Raw genomic sequence first — 22,087 nt, 5'->3', positions numbered from 1 at the left:
GGCGGTCAGTCGTGGCCCAGTGCGCCGTCCACGCGCCGCCACAGGCCCAGCGGATTGCCGTGCGCCACGGCCGCCGGCAACAGCGCCGCCGGCAAATCCTGGTAGCAGACCGGCCGCAGGAAGCGGTCGATCGCCAGCGTGCCCACCGAGGTGCTGCGGCTGTCGGACGTGGCCGGGAACGGGCCGCCATGCACCATCGCGTGGCAGACCTCCACGCCGGTGGGCCAGTCGTTGACCAGGATGCGTCCGGCCTTGCGCTCCAGCACCGGCAGCAGCGCGGCCGCCAGCTCGGTATCGCCGTCGTCCATGTGCAAGGTGGCGGTGAGCTGGCCCTCCAGCTGTTCGCTCAATGCGCGCAACTGGGTGATGTCCTTGCAGCGCACCAGCAGCGACGAGGCGCCGAACACCTCGGCTTGCAGCGCTTCGTTGGCCAGGAAGGCATCGGCATCGGTACCGAACAACGCCGCCGGGCAACGCCCCGTGTCCGCCGCCGCGCCACGCGCCAGCGTGGCCACTCGCGGATGCGCACCCAACCGTTGCACGCCTTGCGCGTACGCCTGGCCGATGCCTGCGGTGAGCATCGGCGCCGGTGAGACTTCCTGCAGCGTTTGCGTTGCGGAGGCGATGAAGGCATCCAGCGCCGGCGAATCGATTGCCAGCAGCAGGCCGGGGTTGGTGCAGAACTGTCCCGCACCCAGGGTGAGCGAGCCGACGAAGGCCTTACCCAGGGCCGCTGCGCGCGCCTGTAACGCCCGCGGCAACAGGTATACCGGGTTGATCGCGCTCATCTCCGCATAGACCGGAATCGGTTCGCGACGTGCGGTGGCGATCTGCACCAGCGCCATGCCGCCGGCACGCGAGCCGGTGAAGCCCACCGCCTTGATGCGCGCATCGGCCACCAGCTGCGCGCCAATCTCGATCCCCGCATCGAACAGCAGCGAGAACACCCCTTCCGGCAAGCCGCACTGCGTCACCGCGGCCTGGATCGCGCGGCCGACCAGTTCGGAAGTGCCTGGATGCGCGCCATGCGCCTTGACCACCACCGGGCAGCCGGCCGCCAGGGCCGAAGCGGTATCGCCGCCGGCCACCGAGAACGCCAGCGGAAAGTTGCTGGCGCCGAACACCGCCACCGGCCCCAGCGCGATATGGCGCTGGCGCAGGTCCGCGCGCGGCAACGGCGTGCGCTGCGGCATGGCGGGGTCGATGCGGGCCTGCAGCCAGCTGCCTTCGCGCACCACGTTGGCAAATAACCGCAACTGCCCCACGGTGCGTCCGCGTTCACCTTCCAGGCGTGCCCGTGGCAAGCCGCTTTCGCGCATCGCGCGTTCGATCAGCGTATCGCCCAGCGCCAGGATCTGCTCGGCGATGGTCTCCAGAAAGCCGGCGCGCGCTTCCAGCGGTGTGTCGCGATAGATATCGAAGGCCGCGTGCGCCAGCGCACAGGCCTGTTCCAGATCCTGCACGCTCGCCGAGCCGAACGCTGGCTGCAACGACGCGCCGCTGGCCGCATCCACGCCATGGAATGGCGCACCGGTGCCTTGCACACAGCGCTGCCCGATCAGCGATTCACCCTGGATGGCATGCATTAGCGGAGCCCTCCGATCAGTTGCTTGAGGTGCGCAAATTCGGCCTCGGTCAGGTCGGCCAAGGGCGAGCGCACCGGCCCGGCCGGGCGGCCCACCGCACGCATGCCGGCCTTGACGATGGACACCGCATAGCCGGCGCGCCGGTTGCGCAACACCGTGTACGGCAGTACGAAGTCGTTGAGCTCGCGGTAGATGGTGGCGTGGTCGCGGGCGCGCACTGCGGCATAGAACGCCAGCGCCCATTCGGGGAGGAAGTTGAAGATGGCCGACGAATAGGTGGTGACGCCCATTTCCAGATACGGCATTGCAAAGGTTTCGGCGGTGGGCAGGCCGCCCACGTACAGCAGCCGGTCGCCCAGCCGTGCGTAGATGCGGGTCATGCGATCCACGTCGCCGATGCCGTCCTTGTAGCCCACCAGGTTGGGGCAGCGTTCGGCCACGCGCGCCAGGGTCACATCGTCGAGCCTGGCGTTGGCGCGGCCGTAGACGATCACGCCCAGTGAGGTCGCCTTGCAGACGCGTTCGACATGCTCGGCCACGCCGTCGGCATCGCACTCGGTCAGGTATGGCGGAAACAGCAGGATGCCGTCGGCGTCGCTGCGTTCGGCCGCCTGCGCCATTTCGATCGCGATCGCGGTGCCGTAGCCGGCCGGCGCGATCACCGGCATGCGCCCGGCGGTCTGGGTCACCGCGGCACGCACGGCGCGGTTCACCTCGTCCAGGGTCAGCGAAAACAGCTCGCCGGTCCCGCCTGCGGCGAACAAGCCGGCCGCCGGGTGGGAGGACAGCCAGTCCAGGTTGGCGCGATAGGCCGGCTCGTCAAACGCCAGATCGGCATCGAAATGGGTGACCGGAAACGACAGCAACCCGGCGCCAAGCGCCTGGGCCATTTCGGACGGGGTATATCTGCTGCTCATCGGACAAACGCTCCTAGGCGGGGGATGGGCTGATCCTAGGAACGCAGATCATTGCTGGTCCAAACCAAATTACGTATTGTTTGATATTGAAATTGAATCAATCACCGCATGGATGGTGCGAAAGTGCTGCAAATCGCTGCTTTGCAACGATTTTTCGTAGCCGTCATCGCGGCGGATGCTCGCGTTCGTTGCAGCCGCCTGCGGCGCCTGTGCCGTATTCATCCCGGCCCCGCGCGTCGCGATGTTGCACGTGCAGCATCGAATTCGCCCCCACTCCCCACCCAAAGGGACTGCCACCATGTTCGACCTGCCCCAGTTGCGCTGCTTCGTCGCGGTGGCCGACGAACTGCACTTCCGTCGCGCGGCCGAGCGCCTGAACATGACCCAGCCGCCATTGAGCCGCCAGATCCAGCTGCTGGAGCACAGCGTCGGTACCGCATTGCTGGAGCGCAACAGCCGGCATGTGCGGCTCACCCAGGCAGGGCGCAGCCTGCTGGCAGAAGCGCGCGCGATCTTGCACATGGCCGAGAACGCCGGCCTGCGCGCGCGCCGGATCGGTACCGGCGATGCCGGCAGCGTATCGGTGGGCTTCACCGCCGGCGCCAGCTACCGCTTCCTGCCCGAAGCCATCGCGCGCTGGCGCAGGCAGGCACCGGATGTGGACCTGCAGCTCAAGGAAATGGTCAGCCTGGCGCAGCTGGATGCACTGGACGCGGGGCGGCTGGACATCGGCCTGCTACGCCCGCCGATCCAGCGCCCCGGCCTGCACAGTCGTTGCGTGGCGCGCGAGCCGTTGATCGCCGCGCTGCCCGAGGACTCGCCGCTGGCACAGCGGAGCAGCTTGTGCCTGCAGGACTTCGATGGGCAGCCGCTGGTCAACTACGCCCCGGACGAGGCGCGCTACTTCTACGACCTGCTGGCGCAGCTGTTCGGCAGCCGCGGCATCGCGCCACGCTCGGTGCAATACGTCAGCCAGATCCACTCGGTGCTGGCGCTGGTGCGCGGCGGCATGGGCATGGCGCTGGTACCCGAGGGGGCCAGCGGCCTGCGCTATGCCGGCATCGTTTACCTGCCGCTGCGCGATGAGGCGCCTGCCACGCCGGTGGAATTGCATCTGGTATGGAAGCAGGACAACGACAATCCGGCGCTGCGCCGATTGATTGCCTGAGCACGGCGAACCTGCGCCTGCGCGATTCAAGCAGGACTGCTCGCCGCAGTCACACAGCGACACCTGCTCCAAGAGCTTCGGCGTCGAGGTTGGCCGACACGCGCACGCCGGAGTGTCCTGAGGGCGGGTGCGGTGCATGCCATCCACGTCCAACGAACACCGCGCAGCGCCGTAACAGCGGGCATGACATGCCGAGCGCAGACATCGCATCGAACAACCGCCAGGCACACACAGTCCCCGCCGTCGCGAACAAGCAGCGCTTCCGCCGCGGCGCCTGCAGTACAACTCACGATGCCAGCACTGCGCTGCATCAACCGTTTCACCCGCCCTGCAGGGCGCTACGCCGCAGAGAGAAAAGCGCAGCGCCTTCGCCGCGAACCGATCCGGGAGGCCGGTCCCCGGGCACGCCCCTGGACGCCTACTGCCGCCCCACGCTCTGCACCACATGCAGCCGCCGCAGCCGGCGCATCACCTCGGCCAGATGGCGGCGGTCGCGCACCTGGATGTTGAAGCGCAGCACCGCGGCGTTGAAGTCGCGGTCCAGGTAATCCACCCGCTCGATATTGGACTGGCTTTGCGCGATCGCCGCGGCCAGCTGGGCCAGCACGCCGGTGCGGTTTTCCACCTCGACGATCAGGGCGGTGTCGTAGTCGCCACTGACGCTGGAATCCCAGTCGATCGGCACCCAGCGTTCGGGCGACTTGCGCAGCTCGGCCAGGTTCGGGCAATCCAGGCGGTGCACCACGATGCCCTTGCCGGCGGTGTGGTAGCCCATGATTTCGTCGCCGGGAATCGGCTGGCAACAGTTGGCGAAGCTGATCACGCCACGCTCGCTGCCGTCGATCAGGATCTTTTCGTGCGAATGCTTGGAGTGGCCGCCACCGCGCAATTCGGCGTAGGCCATCAGCGCCTGCGCGGCCTGGGTCGGCATCCAGTTGCCCAGCGCCACATCGGCCAGCAGCGCTTCCAGGCGTGGATAGCGATGCTCGGTGAGGAAGGCATCCAGGCGCCCCTTGGGCAAGCGTTCCAGCGAGCTGTCCATCGCTTCCAGCGCGCGATCGAGCATGCGGTGGCCGAGCTGCACGGCATCTTCGTGTTCGAGCTGCTTGAGCTGGTGGCGGATCGCGGTACGCGCCTTGCTGCTGACCACGAACTCCAGCCACTGCGGCTTGGGCGTGGCCGAGCGCGCGGTGATGATCTCCACCGCCTGGCCGCTGACCAACTTGGTACGCAGCGGCACCAGTTTCTTGTCCACCCGCGAGGCGACCGCGCGGTTGCCCACGTCGGTGTGCACCGCATAGGCGAAATCCAGCGCGGTGGAGTTGCGCGGCAACGCCAGGATCTTGCCCTTGGGCGTGAACAGGTAGACCTCGTCCGGGAACAGGTCGACCTTGACGTTATCCAGGAACTCCAGCGACGAGCCTGCGGCGCGCTGCGAATCGATCAGCTCCACGATCCAGTCGTGCGCACGGCTCTGCGCGCTGTTGGGCGAGGCCGAGCCGACCTTGTAGGTCCAGTGCGCGGCCACGCCGCGTTCGGCGATCAGGTCCATCTCCTCGGTGCGGATCTGCACCTCGATCGGCGAGCCGTACGGGCCGAACAACACGGTGTGCAGCGACTGATAGCCGTTGGCCTTGGGAATGGCGATGAAATCGCGGAAGCGCCCGTCCAGCGGCTTGAAGGTGGCATGCACTGCGCCCAGCGCATGATAGCAGTCGGCCACCGAGCGCACCACCAGGCGGAAGCCGAACACATCCATCACCTGGTCGAAGGACTTGTTCTCTTCGTGCATCTTCGAATAGATGCTCCAGGGCGTCTTGATGCGGCTGACCAGGCGATGTTCCAGCCCTTCCTTGGCCAGCCGCTGCGACAGCTGCACCTCCACCTGCGCCATCGATTCGCGCCGCACCACCGGCTGGCTGCGGATATGTTTTTCGATGATGGCGTGACGCCACGGATACAGCGCGCGGAAGCCCAGGTTCTGCAGCTCGGACTTGATCAGGCTCATGCCCAGGCGCTGGGCGATCGGCGCGTAGATCTCCAGCGTTTCGCGCGCGATGCGGCCGCGCGCTTCGCTGCTCTGCGCGCCCAGGGTGCGCATGTTGTGCAGGCGGTCGGCCAGCTTGATCATGATCACGCGCAGGTCGCGCGACATCGCCAGCAGCATCTTGCGGAAGCTTTCCGCCGCCGCTTCCTGCCGGTCGCGGAACTTGAGCTTGTCCAGCTTGGTGACGCCATCGACCAGCTCGGCCACCGCCTCGCCGAATTCCGAGGCCAGCTCTTCGCGGGTCAGCGGGGTGTCTTCGATGGTGTCGTGCAGGATCGCGGCGATCAGCGATTCCATGTCCAGGCCGAGCTCGGCGAGCACGCCGGCCACCGCAACCGGATGGGTGATATAGGGCTCGCCCGACTTGCGGGTCTGGCCGGCATGCGCGCTGGCGCCCACTTCCCAGGCACGGCGCAGGATCGGCAGCTGCTCCTTGGGAAGGTAGCTGGCCGCGCGTTCGAGGTGCAGGACGTAGTCGGGGATGGCCTGGTCGGAAGACGGAGACGTCACGACGGTCGCCTGGGCAGTGGGGCCTGGGTTCATGCCGGAAGACTATGCCAGCAACGCAGTCACGGCAAACGTTTGCACGCTGTACACAGCAACGCGGGCCTGAAACGGAAACAGCCCGCACGTGGCGGGCTGTTCAGATCGATCACAGCGATGCGGACGATCAATCGTCGTTCTTGGACATATCTTCGTCGGCGACGACTTCGGCAGCGGCCCATTCCAGCGCTTCGCGCTCGGCACGCTCGCGCTCGGCCTTCTCGACCTCGTCGATCAGTGCGTTGTCGATCCGGCGTGCGGCGATTTCGCGCAGTGCCATCACGGTGGGCTTGTCGCTGGCGTCGGCATTTTCAATCAACGGCTGCACGCCGTTGGCGAGCTGACGGGCGCGCTTGGACGCCATCATGACCAGCTCGAAACGGTTGTTCACGACTTCCAGGCAATCTTCTACGGTAATGCGGGCCATGCGGGCTCCCGGCGACCAGCAACGGCCGCGCATCGAATGAGGGAAAGGGGGCGGAGTGTACGCCCCGGCCGCCGTCACGGCAACCTGGGCCTATTCAGTTTCCTTTGGAATCAGGGGTTTGAGCCGCTCACTCCAGCAGGGCCCGGATCAGCTCCGCATGCCGCTGCTGTTGCGCCTGCCGGCGCAGCCGGCTGGCGGTGAAGATCGCACACATCTCCGAGACAGCCGTCTCGAACGTCTCGTTGATGATGACGTAATCGAATTCCTCGAAGTGCAGCATCTCTTCGCGGGCGGCAGCCAGGCGCTGCGCCATCACGTCCTCGCTGTCCTGGCCGCGCTTGCGCATGCGCTCGTCCAGCGCCTGGCGCGACGGCGGCAGGATGAACACGCTGACCGCGTCGGGCACCTTCTGGCGCACCTGGCGCGCGCCCTGCCAGTCGATCTCCAGCAGCACGTCGTGCCCGGCGGCCAGCTGCGGCTCCACCGATTGGCGCGCGGTGCCCTTCCAGTCGCCGTGCACCAGCGCATACTCGAAGAAGTCACCCGCCTCGATCATGCCCTGGAACTCGTCGGCGGAGACGAAATGGTAGTGCTCGGCATGCCGCTCGCCCGGCCGCGGCGCGCGCGAGGTGAACGAGATCGACAAGGCGATCTTGGGATCACGCGCCAGGGTGGCGTTGACGATGCTGCTCTTGCCGGCGCCGGAAGGGGCCGCAACGATATAGAGAGTGCCGCGCATAGGGTCAGGGATTCGGGCTTGGGGAGTCGGGATTCGCGAACAGGCTGCGGACCGGTACCACCGGGGTCGATATGCTACCGGTATTGGCCGCGCCCCGCTGAAACCCGGGATGGCCCTCGACCAATCCCGAATCCCCAATCACCACTCCCGGCTATTCGATGTTCTGCACCTGCTCGCGGATCTGGTCGATCAGCACCTTCAGATCCACGGCGGCGTTGGAGGTGCGGCTGTCCACCGACTTGGAGCCGAGCGTATTGGCTTCGCGGTTGAATTCCTGCAGCAGGAAATCCAGGCGGCGGCCGACCGGCTCGCGCTGCCGGAGCACGCGGCGGATCTCGGCGATGTGGCTGGACAGGCGGTCGAGCTCTTCGTCCACGTCCAGCTTCTGCAGCCACAGCACCAGTTCCTGTTCGGCGCGGCCCGGGTCCACCGGATGCGGCAGATCGGCCAGGCGCGCGGCCAGCTTGGCGCGCTGACCTTCGCGGATGACGGGAATCAGCGTGCGTACCTCGGCGGCGATGCGTTCGATCGCACCGACCCGCTCGCTGATCGCGTCGGCCAGCTTGCCGCCTTCGCGCTCGCGCGCGGCCACGAAACTGTCCACCACCTCGTCCAGCAATGCCAGGGCCTGGGCCTGCAACGCCGGTGCGTCCACGTCCTGCACCTGCAGCACCCCGGGCAGCTGCAGCAGATCGGTGAAACCCACCTGCAGTTTGGGGAACATCCCGTCAAGGCGGGTGGCCAGGGCGCCCAGTTCCTGCAGCAGCGATTCGTTGACGGCCAGGGTCTGCGCGTTGTCCGGCGCGCGCAGGCGCAGCGCCAGATCCAGCTTGCCGCGGCTGTTTTTCGCCGCCACGCGCTCGCGCAGCAGCGGCTCCAGCGCACGCAGTTCTTCGGGCAGGCGCACGCCCACTTCCAGAAACCGATGGTTGACCGAGCGCAGCTCGCAACCGAGCGTGCCCCAGGGCGTGATGCGTTCGCCACCCGCAAACGCGGTCATGCTTCGAATCATCGTCAGTCCCGTACCTTCAAAGCGCGAATGGTACCCTAGCGGCCCGCGCTGGCTGACCGCCCCGCCACGCGCCGCCCCAGACCCACCTCCCGACTTCCGGACTCATCGCATGACCTTTTCCCGTCCCAGCGGCCGCACGGCCGACCAGCTGCGCCCGGTGCGCATCGAACGCGCCTTCACCCGTCACGCCGAAGGCTCGGTGCTGGTCAGCTTCGGCGACACCCGCGTGCTGTGCACCGCCAGCGTGGAAAACCGCGTGCCCGGGTTCCTGCGCGGCAAGGGCGAAGGCTGGGTGACCGCCGAATACGGCATGCTGCCGCGCTCCACCCACACCCGGTCCGATCGCGAAGCCGCGCGCGGCAAGCAGGGCGGGCGCACGCTGGAAATCCAGCGCCTGATCGGCCGCGCACTGCGCGCCTGCGTGGATCGCAATGCCCTGGGCGAACGCACCATCACCCTGGACTGCGACGTGCTGCAGGCCGATGGCGGCACCCGCACCGCCGCGATCACCGGCGCCTACGTGGCGCTGGCCGATGCGGTGAACCTGCTGCTCAAGCGCGGCGACATCAAGAAGCATCCGCTGATCGGCGCCGTGGCCGCGGTGTCGGTGGGCATCTATCGCGGCGAGCCGGTGCTGGATCTGGATTACCCCGAAGACAGCGACTGCGACACCGACATGAATGTGGTGATGAACGACGGCGGCGGCTTCATCGAGCTGCAGGGCACCGCCGAAGGCCACGCCTTCCGCCGCGACGAACTCAACGCGCTGCTCGCCCTCGCCGAACAAGGCATGAGCGAGCTGTTCGCCCTGCAACGCGCTGCGCTGGCCGGATGAGCCGACGCATTGCCCTGACCACCTTGCTGGTCGCCGACTACGATGCGGCGATCGCCTGGTACACCGGCGCGCTGGGGTTCCAGGTGTTGCAGGACCGCCCGCTGGACGATGGCAAGCGCTGGGTGGTGATCGGCCCGGGCGGCGCACAGGAGGCCGCGCTGCTGCTCGCGCAGCCGGGCGACGACGCCCAGCGCGCGCGCATCGGCGACCAGACCGGTGGGCGGGTGGATCATTTTCTCTACACCGACGACTTCTGGCGCGACCACGCGGCAATGCAGGCGTTCGGCGTGCAATTCCTGGAAACCCCGCGCGAGGAACCGTACGGCACGGTCGTGGTGTTCCGCGACCTGTACGGTACCAAGTGGGACCTGCTGGAGCCCAAGCAATGAAACACCTGGTCCTGGCCAGCGGCAACGCCGGCAAGCTGGAAGAACTGCGCGCCATGCTCGCCGACCTGCCGCTGCGCATCGTGGCGCAAGGCGAGCTCGGTGTGGAGGACGTGCCGGAAACCGGCCTGACCTTCGTCGAGAACGCCTTGATCAAGGCGCGCCATGCCAGCGCGGTCACCGGCCTGCCCGCCCTGGCCGACGACTCCGGCCTGATCGTCGATGCCCTCGGCGGCGCACCCGGCCTGTACAGCGCGCGCTACGCCGGCAGCCCGACCGATGCACAGGCCAACAACGCCAAGTTGCTCGATGCCCTGCGTGAGGTGCCGGCCGAGCGCCGCAGCGCGCGGTTCTACGCGGTGATCGTGCTGCTGCGTCACCCGGAAGATCCGCAACCGCTGATCGCCGAAGGCAGCTGGGAAGGGGTGATCACCACCGAACCGCGCGGCACGGGCGGCTTCGGCTACAACCCGGTGTTTCTGGATCCGGTGCATGGCCTGACCGCTGCGGAAATGGATACCGCGTTGAAGAACCGGCTGAGTCACCGTGCGGTGGCATTGGCCACGTTGCAGCACAAGCTGCACGCCCTGTCGCTGTGAACCATGGCCTGATGCAGTGCCCGACCTGATTCCACCGCCGCTGTCGCTGTACGTGCACCTGCCCTGGTGCGTGCGCAAGTGCCCGTACTGCGACTTCAATTCGCATGCGGCCAAGGGCGTGCTGCCGTTCGAAGACTATGTGGATGCGTTGATCCGCGACCTGGATGCGGACCTGCCGCTGGTGTGGGGGCGCGTGGTGCATTCGGTGTTCTTCGGCGGCGGCACCCCGAGCCTGTTCCCGCCCGAGGCGATCGACCGCTTCCTGCAGGCCGCCGCCGCGCGGCTGCGCTTTGCGCCGAATCTGGAAATCACCCTGGAAACCAATCCAGGCACCGCCGAGCATGGCCGCTTCGATGGCTATCGCGCCGCCGGGGTGAACCGCCTGAGCTTCGGTGTGCAGACCTTCGACGATGTGGCGCTGCAGCGGCTCGGTCGCATCCACGACAGTGCCCAGGCCGAGCGTGCAATCACGCTGGCACAGGATGCCGGCTACGACAATTTCAATATCGACCTGATGTACGCGCTGCCCGAGCAGACCCTGGCGCAGGCCGAGCACGATCTCGAACGCGCGTTCGCGTTGCAGCCCACCCATCTGTCGCATTACCAGCTCACGCTGGAGCCGAACACGGTGTTCTTCGCGCGGCCGCCCAAGGGCATTCCCGACGACGATGCGGCCTGGGATATCCAGGAACATTGCCAGCGCCTGCTGGCCGAGGCCGGCTACGCGCAGTACGAGGTGAGCGCCTACGCCAGGCCCGGGCGGCAGTGCGCGCACAACCTCAATTACTGGCGCTTCGGCGATTATCTGGGCATCGGCGCCGGCGCGCACGGCAAGATCAGCTCCGGCGCCGAACAGCATGTGTTGCGACGCTGGAAGCACAAGCACCCGCAGAGTTACCTGGTCAGCGCCGGCAGCACGGCATCGATTGGCGGCGACGAGATCGTGCCGCGCGAGCGGCTGCCGTTCGAATACATGCTCAACCTGCTGCGCCTGCACGAGGGCTTCGCGCTGCGCGACTTCGAAGTCTCCACCGGGCTGGCGGCGTCGGTCATCGAGCTGCCGCTGGCGCGCGCGATTGCGCAAGGCTGGATGACCGCGCAGGACGGACGCGTGGTGCCGACCGAGCTGGGCCGCCGCTTCACCAATGACGTGGTCGAGCTGTTTCTTGCCTAATCGCGGCGATCGCGGCGCGGCACGGCAGCCAGCACGCCGCGCCATGATCGGTAGCCCACGCGACGGCACTGGCGCGCAGATCCAGCGAGTCGTGCCATGCGCGCCGTCCGCGTCAGAGTGGCGACCGGATCTTGCCGGGCACGTCTCGCGGCCGCGCGGTCGCTGACCGGTGGAAAAACATGCTACATAACGCACGCCTCGCACCGAGCCCGCCTTCACGGATGTCCACTCCCGCCTTTTCCCTGCAGCACACGCCCAGTGGCCCGATCGCCGATGCGCCGGTTTCCGTGCGCGGGCGGCGCCTGCTTGCCGCGCTGCACGCCCATTGCGTGCAGGCGCTCAGCGGGCCGCTGCGGCTGACCGTCGTGGAGCTGGAACGTGAGCTGCTGCATCAGGCCGAGCATGCACGCAGCAGCCAGATCCAGGCCGAAGCCTATGCGCAGATGCGCGGCCTGCGCGATCACATCGATCTGTTTCCGCAGGCGTTCCTGCAGCAGCTGGCGCAGGACCTGGCCACGCTGCGCGATCGCCCGTCGCTGACGCCGGCAGCCGACGCATCAGCGCAAGCGCATCCGCAGATGCTCACCCTGGTGGAAGACACCGATATCGACCGCGATATCGTGCTCAGCGAGATTGCCCGCCGCGAGACCTCCCGCCGCGCCGATGCGCTGCAATTGCTGGCACAGCGATTGGCAGTAATCGGCGCGGTGCCCGAATTCGAACTGGAAGCCGTGCCGCTGGGCCCGTACGCCGTGTGCCGCGTGCTGCGCCAGTGCGGCCAAACGTTGGGATTGAGCCTGGATGGGCAGCTGACGCTCTACCGCGTGTTCGAGCGTCAGGTGATCGAACGGTTGAACGATCTGTACGAGCGTGCCAACGGCGCACTCGCGCAGGAAGGCATCCTGCCGGGACTGATCTATCACCCGTATCTGGTCAAACCCACCCAGGTGCAGGCCCGGCGCGCCACGCCTGCATCAGCCACCGCAGCGATGGATGCTGCGGCCACCAGTGGGCGCGCGATGCCGCCGCGCGGCGGGCGACCTGCAACCGGCTGGAGCGGGCAGTCCGCACCGACGCCGTGGCAGAGCGCCTTGCTGGATCCGCCCGCTGTTCCGATGACACTGGCAACGGCCACCTACGGTGAGCAGGCGACACCTGCACTGAGCGATGCAGTGCTGGCGCTGGGCGGCCTGATGGCGTCGGCGCGGCAGTCGCAGGCGGCCGGCGACGTCGGCGCAGCGGCGACTCAAGAGGCTGCACAGCACGGCGCAGCGCCTGCGACAGGCGCGCAGGCAACACCTGAGAAAGCATCGTCCCAGCGTGCCTCCACGGCCGTGCCCAAAGCCGCCCTCGGCGACGCACTGGCCAGCCTGCAGGGCGCGCTGGCGGCGCAGGCGGCGGCATCGCCGCAGCCTGCCGGCATTGATGCGGTGCAGCGCCAGGTGCTGGCGTTGCTGCGGGCCCAACACGGCCCCGAGGCTGCGCTGTCGCCGCAGGACACCGACACCTTCGATCTGCTCGGCCTGCTCTACGCGCAGATGCAACGCGAGGTCCGCCCGCAGACCCCGGCGCAGGCGCTGCTCGCCAAGTTGCAGATCCCGGTGGTGCGCGCGGCGTTGGCCGATACGCATTTCTTCGTGCGCGACCAGCACCCGGTGCGCGAATTGCTCAACACCGTGGCCGAGTCCGGCGCGGTCTGGCTGGGCGAGGACGATGTCGACCCGCAGCTGCTGCACAAGCTGGGCAGCGCGGTGGACAGGATCGTCACCGACTATCAGGGCGACGAGGCCGTGTTCGCCGCGGCCAACGACGAGATCCAGACGCATCTGCGCACGCTGGCCCGCAAGGCCGAGGTCGCCGAGCGGCGCCATGTGGATGCTGCGCGCGGCAAGGAGCGGCTGGAGTCGGCCAAGCAGCAGGCCGAGGCGCGCATCGAGCAACTGTGCGAGCAGAGCGCCCCGCCGCGCTTCGTGCAGGCGCTGCTGCGTCAGGCCTGGTCGGACGTGCTGACGCTGACGCTGCTGCGCCAGGGCGAGCAGTCGCCCGAATGGGACGAGCGTCAGGCGCTGACCACCCGCATTGCCGAAGTCACCTGCCGCAGCAAGGGGCAACCCGCCGACATCGCGCTCGGCACCGAGATCGACACCGCGCTGCTGCAGGTTGGCTACCACCACGATGAAGCGGCGGCGATCGCGCGGCGCCTGTCCACGCCCGGTGGCGAGGACGAGATGACCTCGCGCACCGAACTCACCGCCAGGCTCAAGACGCGCACGCGGCTGGGTGACCAGGGCGACAGCGCGCCGCGCAGGGACATCGCCACCGCGCGTTCGCCAGCCGAGGAGGCGTGCTACGTGCACCTGCGCAGCCTGCCGTTCGGCAGCTGGTTCGAATTCGTCATCAACCAGCAGGGCGACCTGCGCCGGCAACGGCTGTCCTGGTATAGCCCGATGACCGACAACGCGTTGTTCGTCAATCAGCGCGGACAGAAGGTCGGCGAGCACTCGCTCGATGGCCTGTCGCGGCTGATGGCTGGTGGCCAGGCACGCCTGCTGGTCGAAGAGAAATCGCGCCTGATCGACCGCGCCTGGCATGCCACCGTTCGCACGCTGCGCAGCCTGGCCGGCCAGGCGCCCGCTGCCGAGGCCACCCGATGATCCAGGACACCCGCCGCGCACCGCGCCGCCAGCCGTCGGACCTGGTACCGGTGACCGACATGCTCAGCGAGGCGCAGATCGGCCGGGTGGGCAATGTCTCGGAAACCGGCATGCTGCTGCTGGCCTCGGTTCCGCTGCAGGACGATGCCCTGTATCAGTTGCGCTTCAGCCTGCCCGAGCGCATCGGCCGCGCCACCGAGATCGACGTCGGCGTGCATCTGTTGTGGACCGAAGCCGCGCACGCACCCGGACAGGCCTGGGCCGGCTTCCGCTTCCTGACCATGTCCGAGCCGCATCGCCAACGCCTGCGCGCCTGGATCGCCGAAGAACACATGCTGGGCTGAAGGACAGCATCACCACGATTACGGCAAAATCGCGCCCTGTCTTTGCATTGCCGATCGAGTCCCGCATGCCCCAGCCGTCCTTGAGCCACCTGTATTCCGACCACCTGCGCACGCTGACCGCGCGCGCCGACGAGGCGCTGCAACGCGGCGGCTTCGACCACCTGGTCGTGCCCAGCGGCAGCCTGCATTACCAGGTGTTCGACGACCGCGATTACCCGTACGCGGTCAATCCGCAGTTCAAGGCCTGGGTGCCGCTGACGCGGGTGCCCGACAGCTGGCTGGTCTACACCCCGGGCAAGCGCCCGACGCTGATCTTCTGCCAGCCATTGGACTATTGGCATGTGGTGCCCGACGCCCCCAGTGGCTGGTGGGTCGAACACTGCGACATCGACATCATCCGCACCCCGGACCAGGCAGTGGCGCTGCTGCCCAGGCAGATCGAACGTTGCGCCATCCTGGGCGAGGCGCAGAGCGCGCTCGGTGCCTATGTGCCGAACAATCCGCAGCCGGTGCTCGATTACCTGGAGTATCAGCGCGCCTTCAAGACGCCCTACGAACTGGCCTTGCTGCGCATCGCCCAGCAACTGGCGGTACGCGGCCATCGCGCGGCCGAAGCGGCCTTCCGCGCCGGCCAAAGCGAATTCGGCATCCACATGGCCTATTGCGCCGCCGTCGGCCAGGACGCCACCGAGCTGCCGTACGGCAACATCATCGCGCTCAACGAACACGGTGCAGTGCTGCACTACACCGAGCTCGGCCAGCAGCCGCCGCAGCCGCTGCGCAGCTTCCTGATCGATGCCGGCGCGTCGGCCTACGGCTATGCCAGCGACATCACCCGCACCTATGCCGCCGACCCCGGCAGCGAATTCCAGGCGCTGATCGATGCGGTCGATGCCGCGCAGATCCGTATGGGCCAGAACGTGCGCGCCGGGGTGGATTACAAGCAACTGCATGTGGATGCGCACCTGGCTTTGATGGGCATCCTCAAGGACTTCGGCATCCTCACCGTGTCGCCGGAAGCTGCGCTCGCCACCGGCGTCAGCGCCGCGTTCTTCCCGCACGGCCTGGGCCATCTGATCGGCCTGCAGGTGCATGACGTGGCCGGTTTTGCGGCCAGTGACCGCGGCGGGCGCATCGAACGCCCGGACGGCCACCCGTATCTGCGCCTGACCCGCGTGCTGGAACCGGGCATGGTGGTCACCATCGAACCGGGCGTGTACTTCATCGACATGCTGCTGGACGAAGTGAAGAAGAACGGCCACGCCGCCAGCGTCGACTGGGCACGCGTTGCGCAGTTCACACCCTACGGCGGCATCCGCATCGAAGACGAGGTGGTATGCACCGATGGCGCCCCTGAAAACCTGACCCGCCCGGTGTTTGCCGCCCCCTGAGTCATTTTGCACAGCACGGAGCATTGCCATGCACGATCCACGTCAACCCTCGCATCCCGACCATCCGATGTACCAGCAGATCCAGCGCGGCGTGCATGCAATCGATGCGGCACATGGACGCGCACCCGACCAAACCAGTGATCGGCTCAGCGCAGCGCTGCTGCCACTGGCCAAGGAAGGCGGCCTGTCGCGCGTGGACCACGTGCTGATGAGCGAGGCCAACCATCGCGGCGTGCACGACGGCGAAAACGTGTTCGTGGTGCAGGGCGATCCGGCCAACCCGGCGCATCTGCGCGCGCACATGAAGACCGAGCAGGCATTGCGCACGCCGGAAGAACAGTCGTTCGCGCGCGCGCAGCAGCTTTCCGCATCGAGCGAGCAGGTCCAGCAGCCCGAGCGCACCCAGACGCCGCAGCTCAGTCAATAGCACGGCCTCGTAACAGACGGCCCGGCGCAGCACGCCTGTGCGGCGCCGGGCAGAGCGTGGCTTGAGTAACAACGCCGGCGCAATCGCACGCGCCGGGCAATCGGAACACCACCTGCAGCGCGCGCGTTGCATTGCAGCGCAATGCAACGATCCGCGTCAGGTCCGCTCACCATCGGCGTTGCCGCGCCCTGCGCCCAACGCGTCGCGATCCGCCATCTCCGCTTCGATCTCCTCGACGCTGCGTGCCAAGGCATCGGTCAGCACCCGATGGCCCTCGGCGGTGATCAGCACATTGTCTTCGGTGCGGATGCCGATGCCGCGCCACCTGGCCTCCACCGTGGTGTCGTCGGCGGAGATGTAGAGCCCCGGCTCGATGGTGAACACCATGCCGGGCTCGAGCAGACGCGAGTCGCCGGCCAGCCGGTAGTCACCCACATCGTGCACATCCAGCCCCAGCCAGTGGCCGGTCTTGTGGCGATAGAAGCGTTTGTAATGGCCATCGGCGATGTTGCGCTCCAGCTTGCCCTTGAGCAGGCCCAGCTGCAGCAGCCCTTCGGTCAGGGTCTGCACCGCAGCCAGATGCCCGGCTTCGTAGGCCACGCCGGGGCGCGCCTGTGCAAGTGCGGCAGCCTGCGCCGCGCCGACCAGATCATGCAGCGCGCGTTGCGCGGGGGTGAAACGGCCGTTGACCGGGAAGGTGCGGGTGATATCGGCCGCGTAGCCGCGGTATTCGGCACCGGCATCGATCAGCACCAGCTCGCCATCGCGGCTGCGCGCATTGTTGGCGCGGTAGTGCAGCACGCAGGCATTGCTGCCGGTGCCGACGATGCTGCCGTACGCCGGCCACGCATCGGCGGCGCGAAACGCGCGCTCCACCTCGGCCTGCAGTTCGTACTCATGCATGCCCGGCCGCGCCATCCGCATGGCGGCGCGATGGGCGCGCACGCTGATGTCGGCGGCGTGCTGCATCAACGCGATCTCGTCGCGCGACTTGAACAGCCGCTGCTCGTGCAGCAGATGCCCGAGCTCGAGGAATTCGTGCGGCGGCTGCGCGCCGTGGCGCACCTGCTCGCGCACGCGCTTGAGCCAGCCGATCAGCTTGAGATCGAAATCCACGTCGCGCCCGAAGTGGTAATAGACGCGGCTGCGCCCCTCCAGCAGGCCCGGCAGGATCTCGTCGACATCGTCGATGGGATACGCATCGTCCATGCCGTAGCGCTCCACCGCGCCTTCCTGGCCCTCGCGCGGGCCATCCCAGGCTTCGCGCTCGGCATCACGCTCGCGGCAGAACAGGATCGCCTCGCCATGCTTGCGGCCCGGCACCAGCACCAGCACTGCTTCCGGCTCGGGAAAGCCGCTCAGGTACCAGAAATCCGAATCCTGCCGGTACGGGTAGTGGGTGTCGTGGCTGCGCACCCGCTCGGGTGCGGCCGGCAGGATCAGGATGGCCTGATCGCCGGCCATCTGCATCAGTTGCTTGCGCCGACGCGCGTACTCGGCCGCGCCGATCCCGGTGAGCTTCTTCATGGCGCAGACGCGGTTAGTTCAACCGTTGGCGGAAGCGCGGCCCCATCACGCAGTCGCCATGCAGCAACAGCACCGCCACGCGCACGAACTCTTCGATCTCGGCCAGGGCGGTGTCGTCCTCATCGGCCGCATCGAAATCGTCGCTGGACGCCTGCGCCAGCCGCGCCAGGTCCTGCAGCGCCTCCTCGCCCTCTTCGGTCAGTGCCGGGCGCTGCTGCGCCGCCAGGCCGAAGCCGCCCAGAAAGGCGCGACACCAGTCGAACAAGGCATCGGTGCGCGCCGCCAGCGGTGCACCGTCGTCGATCAACAGCAGCTCGAAGGCGAAATCGCGGTCTTCCAGCTGCGCCACCGTGGCCTGACGCATCTGGTCCAGCGCCCCGCCCTGCCTGGGCGCCACCTGCGCGGTGTCGGCCAGGATGCGCGCCAGCCAGTCGCCGCTGTCGGCACCCCCGCCGGAAAGCCACCCGCACAATCCACCATGCAACTCCGCTGCGGAGGAAGCCAGCTCCAGCTGGCGACTTTCGTTTTGCACGGCGGTTACATCGGGCAGATCCATCGGGTCATCCAGGCTGAGAACGGAAGGTACCGGCACGGGCGCCGGCGATGTGACTCCCCAGTGTATCAAGGCGCCCTGCATCGGCCGCCAGCGGTACGTTCCATGCAGCGTTCCACGCACATGACGCCGGCTGGGGCGAGGCCCGTGGCAGGCCTTGTCGGGATTGCCCGACGGCAGGTGAGCGGGCGGCAACCGGGCGCTTGACCGGCGCGCGCGCGCGCCCCTATCGTGAGCAGATGGACAACGCCGCTGCCCTCGCCCAGATCCGCGCACTTGCCGCCCGTGTGGAGGCCCTGGTCGAGCGTAGCCAGCGGTTGACCGACGAGAACCGCAGCCTGCGCCATCAGCAGGAACAGCTGATCGGCGAGCGCGCGCAGCTGCTGACCAAGAACGAGCAGGCGCGCTCGCGCGTGGAAGCGATGATCGTCCGCCTGAAATCCCTGGAGCAGCACACGTGAGCACCAACGAGCCGGTCAGCGTGCGCATCCTGGATCGTGAATACACGGTTGGCGTCACTGCCGAGGAACGCGAGAGCCTCACCGCCGCCGCGCGCCTGCTGGATCTGCGCATGCGCGAGATTCGCGGCAGCAATCGCATGGCGGCGGTAGATCGTGTGGCGGTATTGGCCGCACTCAATCTGGCGCACGAATTGCAACAGCTGCGCGATCAGCAAGCGCTCTACGACCGTGAATTGGCCAATACGCTGGACAGCTTGAATCGCCGCCTGGACAGCGTCTCCGACACACCGCGTTGAGGTGCGGTTCGCACTGTCGTCGCAAATATGAACTTTCAATTGCGCCAGCCGACGAATGGGCTAGCCATCGCGCAGCAGAGGTCTATACTTCACCTGCGTTCTCTGCTGTAAACGACAGCGTGCAAAACATTCGCCTTGTCCCTTAATTACGACCACGGGGGCGCGACGAAGCCGGGAGTGCAAGTCCGCCTTGTAGCGGGAAGCCCGATGGCCTCACAACGTCCCCACTTGAACCCCGGGTTCAAGGTCGTTTCGCCCGCATCGTTCACGGCGGAGAATGCAAATCTGAAACGGCGCCTTCGGGTGCCGTTTCTTTTTGTGTGCCTGAAACATCCGGCATGTGCACGCAGCGTGGCCGCGCCACTGCTGCGATCACTGCGCCCGGACATGATGCGCGCATGCGCGACGCGCAACCCGGCCACCGCTTCACGCGCATGCGCCCAGCGACAGGCCAGAGCCGTGCAGGAGCTGGAAATCCGCCGATACACACGCACTAGGCAGGCGCATCCACGCCATCGACAATACCGGCCCGCCTATCGCTGCGAGACACCATGACCGACGACCGAGACGCCTTGCGCCAGCAGTTGCGCGCGCTGCGCCGCAGCCTGCCGGCGACGCAGCGACTGGCAGCCGCCGATGCGCTGGCCGAGCGCCTGCTGGCGCTGCCGTTTGCGCCGCAGACCGGTGCGGTGGCCGGGTACTGGGCGATGGATGGCGAAATCGCGCTGCACCGTTGGCAACTGAGTCTGCCGGCCGGCGTGCGTTACTGCCTGCCGGTGCTGGACGGGCGCGTGTTGCGCTTTGCGCCGTGGCGGCCGGGCCAGGGCCTGGTCAGCAATCGCTACGGCATCCCCGAACCGGACGTGGAACGCGCCGACCTGCTGGCAGCCGAGGAAATGGCGCTGGTGGTCACGCCGTTGACCGGTTTCGATGCGCAGTGCAGGCGGCTGGGCATGGGGGGCGGCTGGTATGATCGCAGCTTCGCGTTCCGGCATCGCCAGACGCCGCCGCCCTGGCTGGTCGGCGCCGGCTTCGCCGCGCAGCAGTTGCCCACCTTGCCCACCGAATCCTGGGACGTGGCAGTGGATGCGATCTGCACCGAACACGCCACCTTCCTGAAGGACGACGCCGTTTCCGTATGACTGCCCGCAAGCGCTACTGGTTGATGAAGTCCGAGCCGGACACGTTTTCCATCGATGATCTGGAGCGTGTCGGCACCGAGCCGTGGAACGGCGTGCGCAATTACCAGGCACGCAACTTCATGCGCGACGGCATGCATGTCGGCGACGGAGTGTTCTTCTACCACTCCAACTGCAAGGTGCCGGGCATCGTGGGCATCGCCAAGGTCGCCAGCGACGCGTATCCGGACGAGACCCAGTTCGATCCCAAGTCCGACTACCACGACCCCAAGGCCACCCGCGAAGATCCGCGCTGGATGCTGGTGGACGTGGCCTTCGAACGCAAACTCAAGCGCACGATCGCACTGGACGAGATCAAGCGGCAGGCCGATGCGCTGGGTGAAGGCTTCCCGCTGATCGCCCGCGGCAACCGCCTGTCGATCCTGCCGGTGACCGCCGCGCAGTGGAAATTGCTGCTGGCGATGGAATAGCCGGGATTGGGGATTGGGGATTGGCCCACTGCCCGCCCGCGTTGCACCGCTTTGACGAATCCCGAATCCCCAATCACTAATCCCGAGCTCTTACCCATGTCCGAAGCAAAACGCCTGGCCGCCGAAAAAGCGATCGATTACGTGGAAGACGGCATGATCGTCGGCGTCGGTACCGGCTCGACGGTGGCCTACTTCATCGATGCCCTGGGCCGCATCAGCCATCGCATCAAGGGCGCGGTGTCCAGCTCCGAGCAGAGCAGCGCGCAACTCCGGCGCCATGGCATCGAGGTGCTGGACCTCAACCACACCGGCAATCTGTCGCTGTATGTGGATGGCGCCGACGAGTGCGACCCCAACCGCTGCCTGATCAAGGGCGGCGGCGCGGCGTTGACGCGCGAGAAGATCATCGCCGAGGCCAGCGAACGCTTTATCTGCATCGTCGACCCGAGCAAGCAGGTGCCGGTGCTGGGCAAGTTCCCGCTGCCGGTGGAAGTGATTCCGATGGCGCGCAGCCTGGTGGCCCGGCAGATCCTGGCGCTCACCGGCGGCCAGCCGGTATGGCGCGATGGCGTGGTCACCGATAACGGCAACGTGGTGCTGGACGTGCACAACCTGCAGATCACCGACCCGGTGGCGCTGGAGCGCAGCGTGAACCAGATCCCCGGCGTGGTCTGCGTGGGCCTGTTCGCGCGTCGCCCGGCCGATGTGGTGATCGTCGGCGGCGAGCCGCCACGGGTGATCTGAGCGATCGCACACGGCCACGCGCACACGCATTTCCAGCCCGCATTGCGAAGTAATGGCGAGCGGGCCCTGATCGCACGCAATGATCCGCTCAACGCGCCACAGCCGCTTGACGCACGCGGCCGCTTGGCAGATGGTGCGGCATCCCCGCCCGCTGGTATGCCGTATGCGCCGTCTTCGCCTCCTCGCCCTTGCGTCCTTGATCCTGCTCGGCGGCTGCGCCAGCAGCGGCGGCAGCTGGGTGGAATTGGCCGGTACCCGCTACCAGGTGGAGCTGGCGCAGAACGATGCCGATCGCGCCAAGGGCCTGATGTTTCGCGATGCGATGGCGGACGATCACGGCATGCTGTTCGTCCACGACCGCCAAGAACCGCTGGCGTACTGGATGAAGAACACCAAGATCGCGCTGGACATCCTGTATTTCGACGATGAGCGCCGGCTGGTCTCGCAGCAGCGCGACGTGCCGCCCTGCTCGGCCGGCGACGCCTGCCCGCCCTACCCCAGCAAGCGCCCGGCCCGTTACGTGCTGGAACTCAACGCCGGCCAGGCCGCCAGGATCAACCTGCAGGACGGCGCCACATTGACCCTGAGCCCGGACATCCCAAAGCTCAAGTAAATCTCACACCGCAGGCCCTTGCTGTCAGGAAGTAC

General features: G+C 67.4%; 24 protein-coding genes and 1 other RNA gene. 16 read left to right on the top strand and 9 right to left on the bottom strand.

Translation table 11 applies throughout. The annotated features are described in order from the left end of the window. Positions 1-5: 5 nt before the first annotated feature. The 3 genes from EO170_RS19440 to EO170_RS21560 form a co-directional block, all read right to left on the bottom strand. Positions 6-1,586 carry an aldehyde dehydrogenase (NADP(+)) gene (locus EO170_RS19440; RefSeq protein WP_126947521.1) on the bottom strand — a complete coding sequence of 527 codons (1,581 nt, stop codon included), beginning with the start codon at positions 1,584-1,586 and terminating at the stop codon, positions 6-8. Next, positions 1,586-2,503, bottom strand: coding sequence for a 5-dehydro-4-deoxyglucarate dehydratase (gene kdgD / locus EO170_RS19435; protein WP_126947518.1), 918 nt, complete (start codon positions 2,501-2,503; stop codon positions 1,586-1,588). The genes EO170_RS19440 and kdgD overlap by 1 nt, the downstream gene beginning before the upstream one ends. Positions 2,504-2,572: 69 nt before the next feature. Continuing rightward, complete coding sequence (locus EO170_RS21560; RefSeq protein WP_164741107.1) at positions 2,573-2,725, bottom strand: hypothetical protein; 153 nt, start codon at positions 2,723-2,725, stop codon at positions 2,573-2,575. Positions 2,726-2,801: 76 nt separating this feature from the next. Between EO170_RS21560 and EO170_RS19430 the strand changes: the two genes are divergently transcribed. After that, positions 2,802-3,671, top strand: coding sequence for a LysR family transcriptional regulator (locus tag EO170_RS19430; RefSeq protein WP_126947515.1), 870 nt, complete (start codon positions 2,802-2,804; stop codon positions 3,669-3,671). Between the two features lie 418 nt (positions 3,672-4,089). On the opposite strand, the gene EO170_RS19425 is transcribed toward EO170_RS19430, so the two are convergent. From EO170_RS19425 to EO170_RS19410, 4 genes are all read right to left on the bottom strand, one after another. Next, positions 4,090-6,261, bottom strand: a complete 2,172-nt coding sequence (locus tag EO170_RS19425; protein ID WP_104584756.1) for a bifunctional (p)ppGpp synthetase/guanosine-3',5'-bis(diphosphate) 3'-pyrophosphohydrolase — start codon at positions 6,259-6,261, stop codon at positions 4,090-4,092. Between the two features lie 127 nt (positions 6,262-6,388). Beyond that, entirely contained in the window at positions 6,389-6,688 is a 300-nt protein-coding gene (gene rpoZ / locus EO170_RS19420; RefSeq protein ID WP_002812428.1) for a DNA-directed RNA polymerase subunit omega, read from the bottom strand. Positions 6,689-6,815: 127 nt separating this feature from the next. Further along, on the bottom strand, positions 6,816-7,427 hold the full coding sequence (gmk, locus tag EO170_RS19415; protein ID WP_126947512.1) for a guanylate kinase: 612 nt from the start codon (positions 7,425-7,427) through the stop codon (positions 6,816-6,818). A gap of 151 nt (positions 7,428-7,578) precedes the next feature. Further along, the gene (locus EO170_RS19410) at positions 7,579-8,439 is read right to left on the bottom strand and encodes a YicC/YloC family endoribonuclease (protein ID WP_126947509.1); all 861 of its coding nucleotides are present in this window, start codon (positions 8,437-8,439) and stop codon (positions 7,579-7,581) included. Between the two features lie 109 nt (positions 8,440-8,548). Between EO170_RS19410 and rph the strand changes: the two genes are divergently transcribed. The 8 genes from rph to EO170_RS19370 all read left to right on the top strand — a co-directional run bounded on the left by rph (position 8,549) and on the right by EO170_RS19370 (position 16,249). Further along, on the top strand, positions 8,549-9,274 hold the full coding sequence (gene rph / locus EO170_RS19405) for a ribonuclease PH (protein ID WP_024938119.1): 726 nt from the start codon (positions 8,549-8,551) through the stop codon (positions 9,272-9,274). Beyond that, entirely contained in the window at positions 9,271-9,663 is a 393-nt protein-coding gene (locus EO170_RS19400) for a VOC family protein (protein ID WP_119131012.1), read from the top strand. Before rph ends, EO170_RS19400 begins: the two co-directional genes overlap by 4 nt. Then, positions 9,660-10,259: an RdgB/HAM1 family non-canonical purine NTP pyrophosphatase gene (gene rdgB / locus EO170_RS19395; RefSeq protein ID WP_164739757.1), complete on the top strand. Its 600-nt coding sequence runs from the start codon at positions 9,660-9,662 to the stop codon at positions 10,257-10,259. The genes EO170_RS19400 and rdgB overlap by 4 nt, the downstream gene beginning before the upstream one ends. 16 nt (positions 10,260-10,275) lie before the next feature. Next, positions 10,276-11,433: a radical SAM family heme chaperone HemW gene (gene hemW / locus EO170_RS19390; RefSeq protein WP_126947506.1), complete on the top strand. Its 1,158-nt coding sequence runs from the start codon at positions 10,276-10,278 to the stop codon at positions 11,431-11,433. Positions 11,434-11,654: 221 nt separating this feature from the next. Beyond that, positions 11,655-14,087: a DUF1631 domain-containing protein gene (locus EO170_RS19385; protein ID WP_126947503.1), complete on the top strand. Its 2,433-nt coding sequence runs from the start codon at positions 11,655-11,657 to the stop codon at positions 14,085-14,087. After that, positions 14,084-14,431 carry a PilZ domain-containing protein gene (locus EO170_RS19380; protein WP_104584744.1) on the top strand — a complete coding sequence of 116 codons (348 nt, stop codon included), beginning with the start codon at positions 14,084-14,086 and terminating at the stop codon, positions 14,429-14,431. Before EO170_RS19385 ends, EO170_RS19380 begins: the two co-directional genes overlap by 4 nt. A gap of 65 nt (positions 14,432-14,496) precedes the next feature. Next, complete coding sequence (gene pepQ, locus EO170_RS19375; protein ID WP_126947500.1) at positions 14,497-15,822, top strand: Xaa-Pro dipeptidase; 1,326 nt, start codon at positions 14,497-14,499, stop codon at positions 15,820-15,822. 28 nt (positions 15,823-15,850) lie between these two features. Then, positions 15,851-16,249, top strand: coding sequence for an XVIPCD domain-containing protein (locus EO170_RS19370; protein WP_126947497.1), 399 nt, complete (start codon positions 15,851-15,853; stop codon positions 16,247-16,249). A gap of 156 nt (positions 16,250-16,405) precedes the next feature. On the opposite strand, the gene EO170_RS19365 is transcribed toward EO170_RS19370, so the two are convergent. Continuing rightward, complete coding sequence (locus tag EO170_RS19365) at positions 16,406-17,776, bottom strand: aminopeptidase P N-terminal domain-containing protein (protein ID WP_126947494.1); 1,371 nt, start codon at positions 17,774-17,776, stop codon at positions 16,406-16,408. 13 nt (positions 17,777-17,789) lie between these two features. Continuing rightward, positions 17,790-18,332, bottom strand: coding sequence for a YecA family protein (locus EO170_RS19360; RefSeq protein WP_024938111.1), 543 nt, complete (start codon positions 18,330-18,332; stop codon positions 17,790-17,792). Positions 18,333-18,568: 236 nt separating this feature from the next. Between EO170_RS19360 and EO170_RS19355 the strand changes: the two genes are divergently transcribed. From EO170_RS19355 to EO170_RS19325, 7 genes are all read left to right on the top strand, one after another. Further along, positions 18,569-18,790 (top strand): TIGR02449 family protein, encoded by a 222-nt coding sequence (locus EO170_RS19355; protein ID WP_024938110.1) that lies wholly within the window; start codon positions 18,569-18,571, stop codon positions 18,788-18,790. Next, entirely contained in the window at positions 18,787-19,086 is a 300-nt protein-coding gene (locus tag EO170_RS19350) for a cell division protein ZapA (protein ID WP_115677338.1), read from the top strand. The genes EO170_RS19355 and EO170_RS19350 overlap by 4 nt, the downstream gene beginning before the upstream one ends. A 96-nt stretch (positions 19,087-19,182) precedes the next feature. Beyond that, positions 19,183-19,367: non-coding RNA, 6S RNA (ssrS, locus tag EO170_RS19345), on the top strand. Positions 19,368-19,637: 270 nt separating this feature from the next. Then, the gene (locus EO170_RS19340; protein ID WP_104648849.1) at positions 19,638-20,228 is read left to right on the top strand and encodes a 5-formyltetrahydrofolate cyclo-ligase; all 591 of its coding nucleotides are present in this window, start codon (positions 19,638-19,640) and stop codon (positions 20,226-20,228) included. Further along, positions 20,225-20,695 carry an EVE domain-containing protein gene (locus EO170_RS19335; protein ID WP_164741106.1) on the top strand — a complete coding sequence of 157 codons (471 nt, stop codon included), beginning with the start codon at positions 20,225-20,227 and terminating at the stop codon, positions 20,693-20,695. Before EO170_RS19340 ends, EO170_RS19335 begins: the two co-directional genes overlap by 4 nt. Positions 20,696-20,791: 96 nt before the next feature. Then, positions 20,792-21,439: a ribose-5-phosphate isomerase RpiA gene (rpiA, locus tag EO170_RS19330; RefSeq protein WP_104648848.1), complete on the top strand. Its 648-nt coding sequence runs from the start codon at positions 20,792-20,794 to the stop codon at positions 21,437-21,439. Positions 21,440-21,602: 163 nt separating this feature from the next. Further along, positions 21,603-22,052: a DUF192 domain-containing protein gene (locus EO170_RS19325; protein WP_026064588.1), complete on the top strand. Its 450-nt coding sequence runs from the start codon at positions 21,603-21,605 to the stop codon at positions 22,050-22,052. Positions 22,053-22,087: the final 35 nt, after the last annotated feature.

It is taken from the genome of Xanthomonas sp. BRIP62409, assembly GCF_003992965.1.
Taxonomy (GTDB): Bacteria; Pseudomonadota; Gammaproteobacteria; order Xanthomonadales; family Xanthomonadaceae; genus Xanthomonas; species Xanthomonas euroxanthea.
Note: the sequence above shows the minus strand (reverse complement) of the source record. Positions and strands in the feature narration are given on the sequence as shown.

Bases quoted from the DNA above. Each gene is read 5' to 3' on its own strand.
- EO170_RS19440 (WP_126947521.1), bottom strand. From the start codon at position 1,586: ATGCATGCCATCCAGGGTGAATCGCTGATCGGGCAGCGCTGTGTGCAA.
- kdgD (WP_126947518.1), bottom strand. From the start codon at position 2,503: ATGAGCAGCAGATATACCCCGTCCGAAATGGCCCAGGCGCTTGGCGCC.
- EO170_RS21560 (WP_164741107.1), bottom strand. From the start codon at position 2,725: ATGAATACGGCACAGGCGCCGCAGGCGGCTGCAACGAACGCGAGCATC.
- EO170_RS19430 (WP_126947515.1), top strand. From the start codon at position 2,802: ATGTTCGACCTGCCCCAGTTGCGCTGCTTCGTCGCGGTGGCCGACGAA.
- EO170_RS19425 (WP_104584756.1), bottom strand. From the start codon at position 6,261: ATGAACCCAGGCCCCACTGCCCAGGCGACCGTCGTGACGTCTCCGTCT.
- rpoZ (WP_002812428.1), bottom strand. From the start codon at position 6,688: ATGGCCCGCATTACCGTAGAAGATTGCCTGGAAGTCGTGAACAACCGT.
- gmk (WP_126947512.1), bottom strand. From the start codon at position 7,427: ATGCGCGGCACTCTCTATATCGTTGCGGCCCCTTCCGGCGCCGGCAAG.
- EO170_RS19410 (WP_126947509.1), bottom strand. From the start codon at position 8,439: ATGATTCGAAGCATGACCGCGTTTGCGGGTGGCGAACGCATCACGCCC.
- rph (WP_024938119.1), top strand. From the start codon at position 8,549: ATGACCTTTTCCCGTCCCAGCGGCCGCACGGCCGACCAGCTGCGCCCG.
- EO170_RS19400 (WP_119131012.1), top strand. From the start codon at position 9,271: ATGAGCCGACGCATTGCCCTGACCACCTTGCTGGTCGCCGACTACGAT.
- rdgB (WP_164739757.1), top strand. From the start codon at position 9,660: ATGAAACACCTGGTCCTGGCCAGCGGCAACGCCGGCAAGCTGGAAGAA.
- EO170_RS19385 (WP_126947503.1), top strand. From the start codon at position 11,655: ATGTCCACTCCCGCCTTTTCCCTGCAGCACACGCCCAGTGGCCCGATC.
- EO170_RS19380 (WP_104584744.1), top strand. From the start codon at position 14,084: ATGATCCAGGACACCCGCCGCGCACCGCGCCGCCAGCCGTCGGACCTG.
- pepQ (WP_126947500.1), top strand. From the start codon at position 14,497: ATGCCCCAGCCGTCCTTGAGCCACCTGTATTCCGACCACCTGCGCACG.
- EO170_RS19370 (WP_126947497.1), top strand. From the start codon at position 15,851: ATGCACGATCCACGTCAACCCTCGCATCCCGACCATCCGATGTACCAG.
- EO170_RS19365 (WP_126947494.1), bottom strand. From the start codon at position 17,776: ATGAAGAAGCTCACCGGGATCGGCGCGGCCGAGTACGCGCGTCGGCGC.
- EO170_RS19360 (WP_024938111.1), bottom strand. From the start codon at position 18,332: ATGGATCTGCCCGATGTAACCGCCGTGCAAAACGAAAGTCGCCAGCTG.
- EO170_RS19355 (WP_024938110.1), top strand. From the start codon at position 18,569: ATGGACAACGCCGCTGCCCTCGCCCAGATCCGCGCACTTGCCGCCCGT.
- EO170_RS19340 (WP_104648849.1), top strand. From the start codon at position 19,638: ATGACCGACGACCGAGACGCCTTGCGCCAGCAGTTGCGCGCGCTGCGC.
- EO170_RS19335 (WP_164741106.1), top strand. From the start codon at position 20,225: ATGACTGCCCGCAAGCGCTACTGGTTGATGAAGTCCGAGCCGGACACG.
- rpiA (WP_104648848.1), top strand. From the start codon at position 20,792: ATGTCCGAAGCAAAACGCCTGGCCGCCGAAAAAGCGATCGATTACGTG.
- EO170_RS19325 (WP_026064588.1), top strand. From the start codon at position 21,603: ATGCGCCGTCTTCGCCTCCTCGCCCTTGCGTCCTTGATCCTGCTCGGC.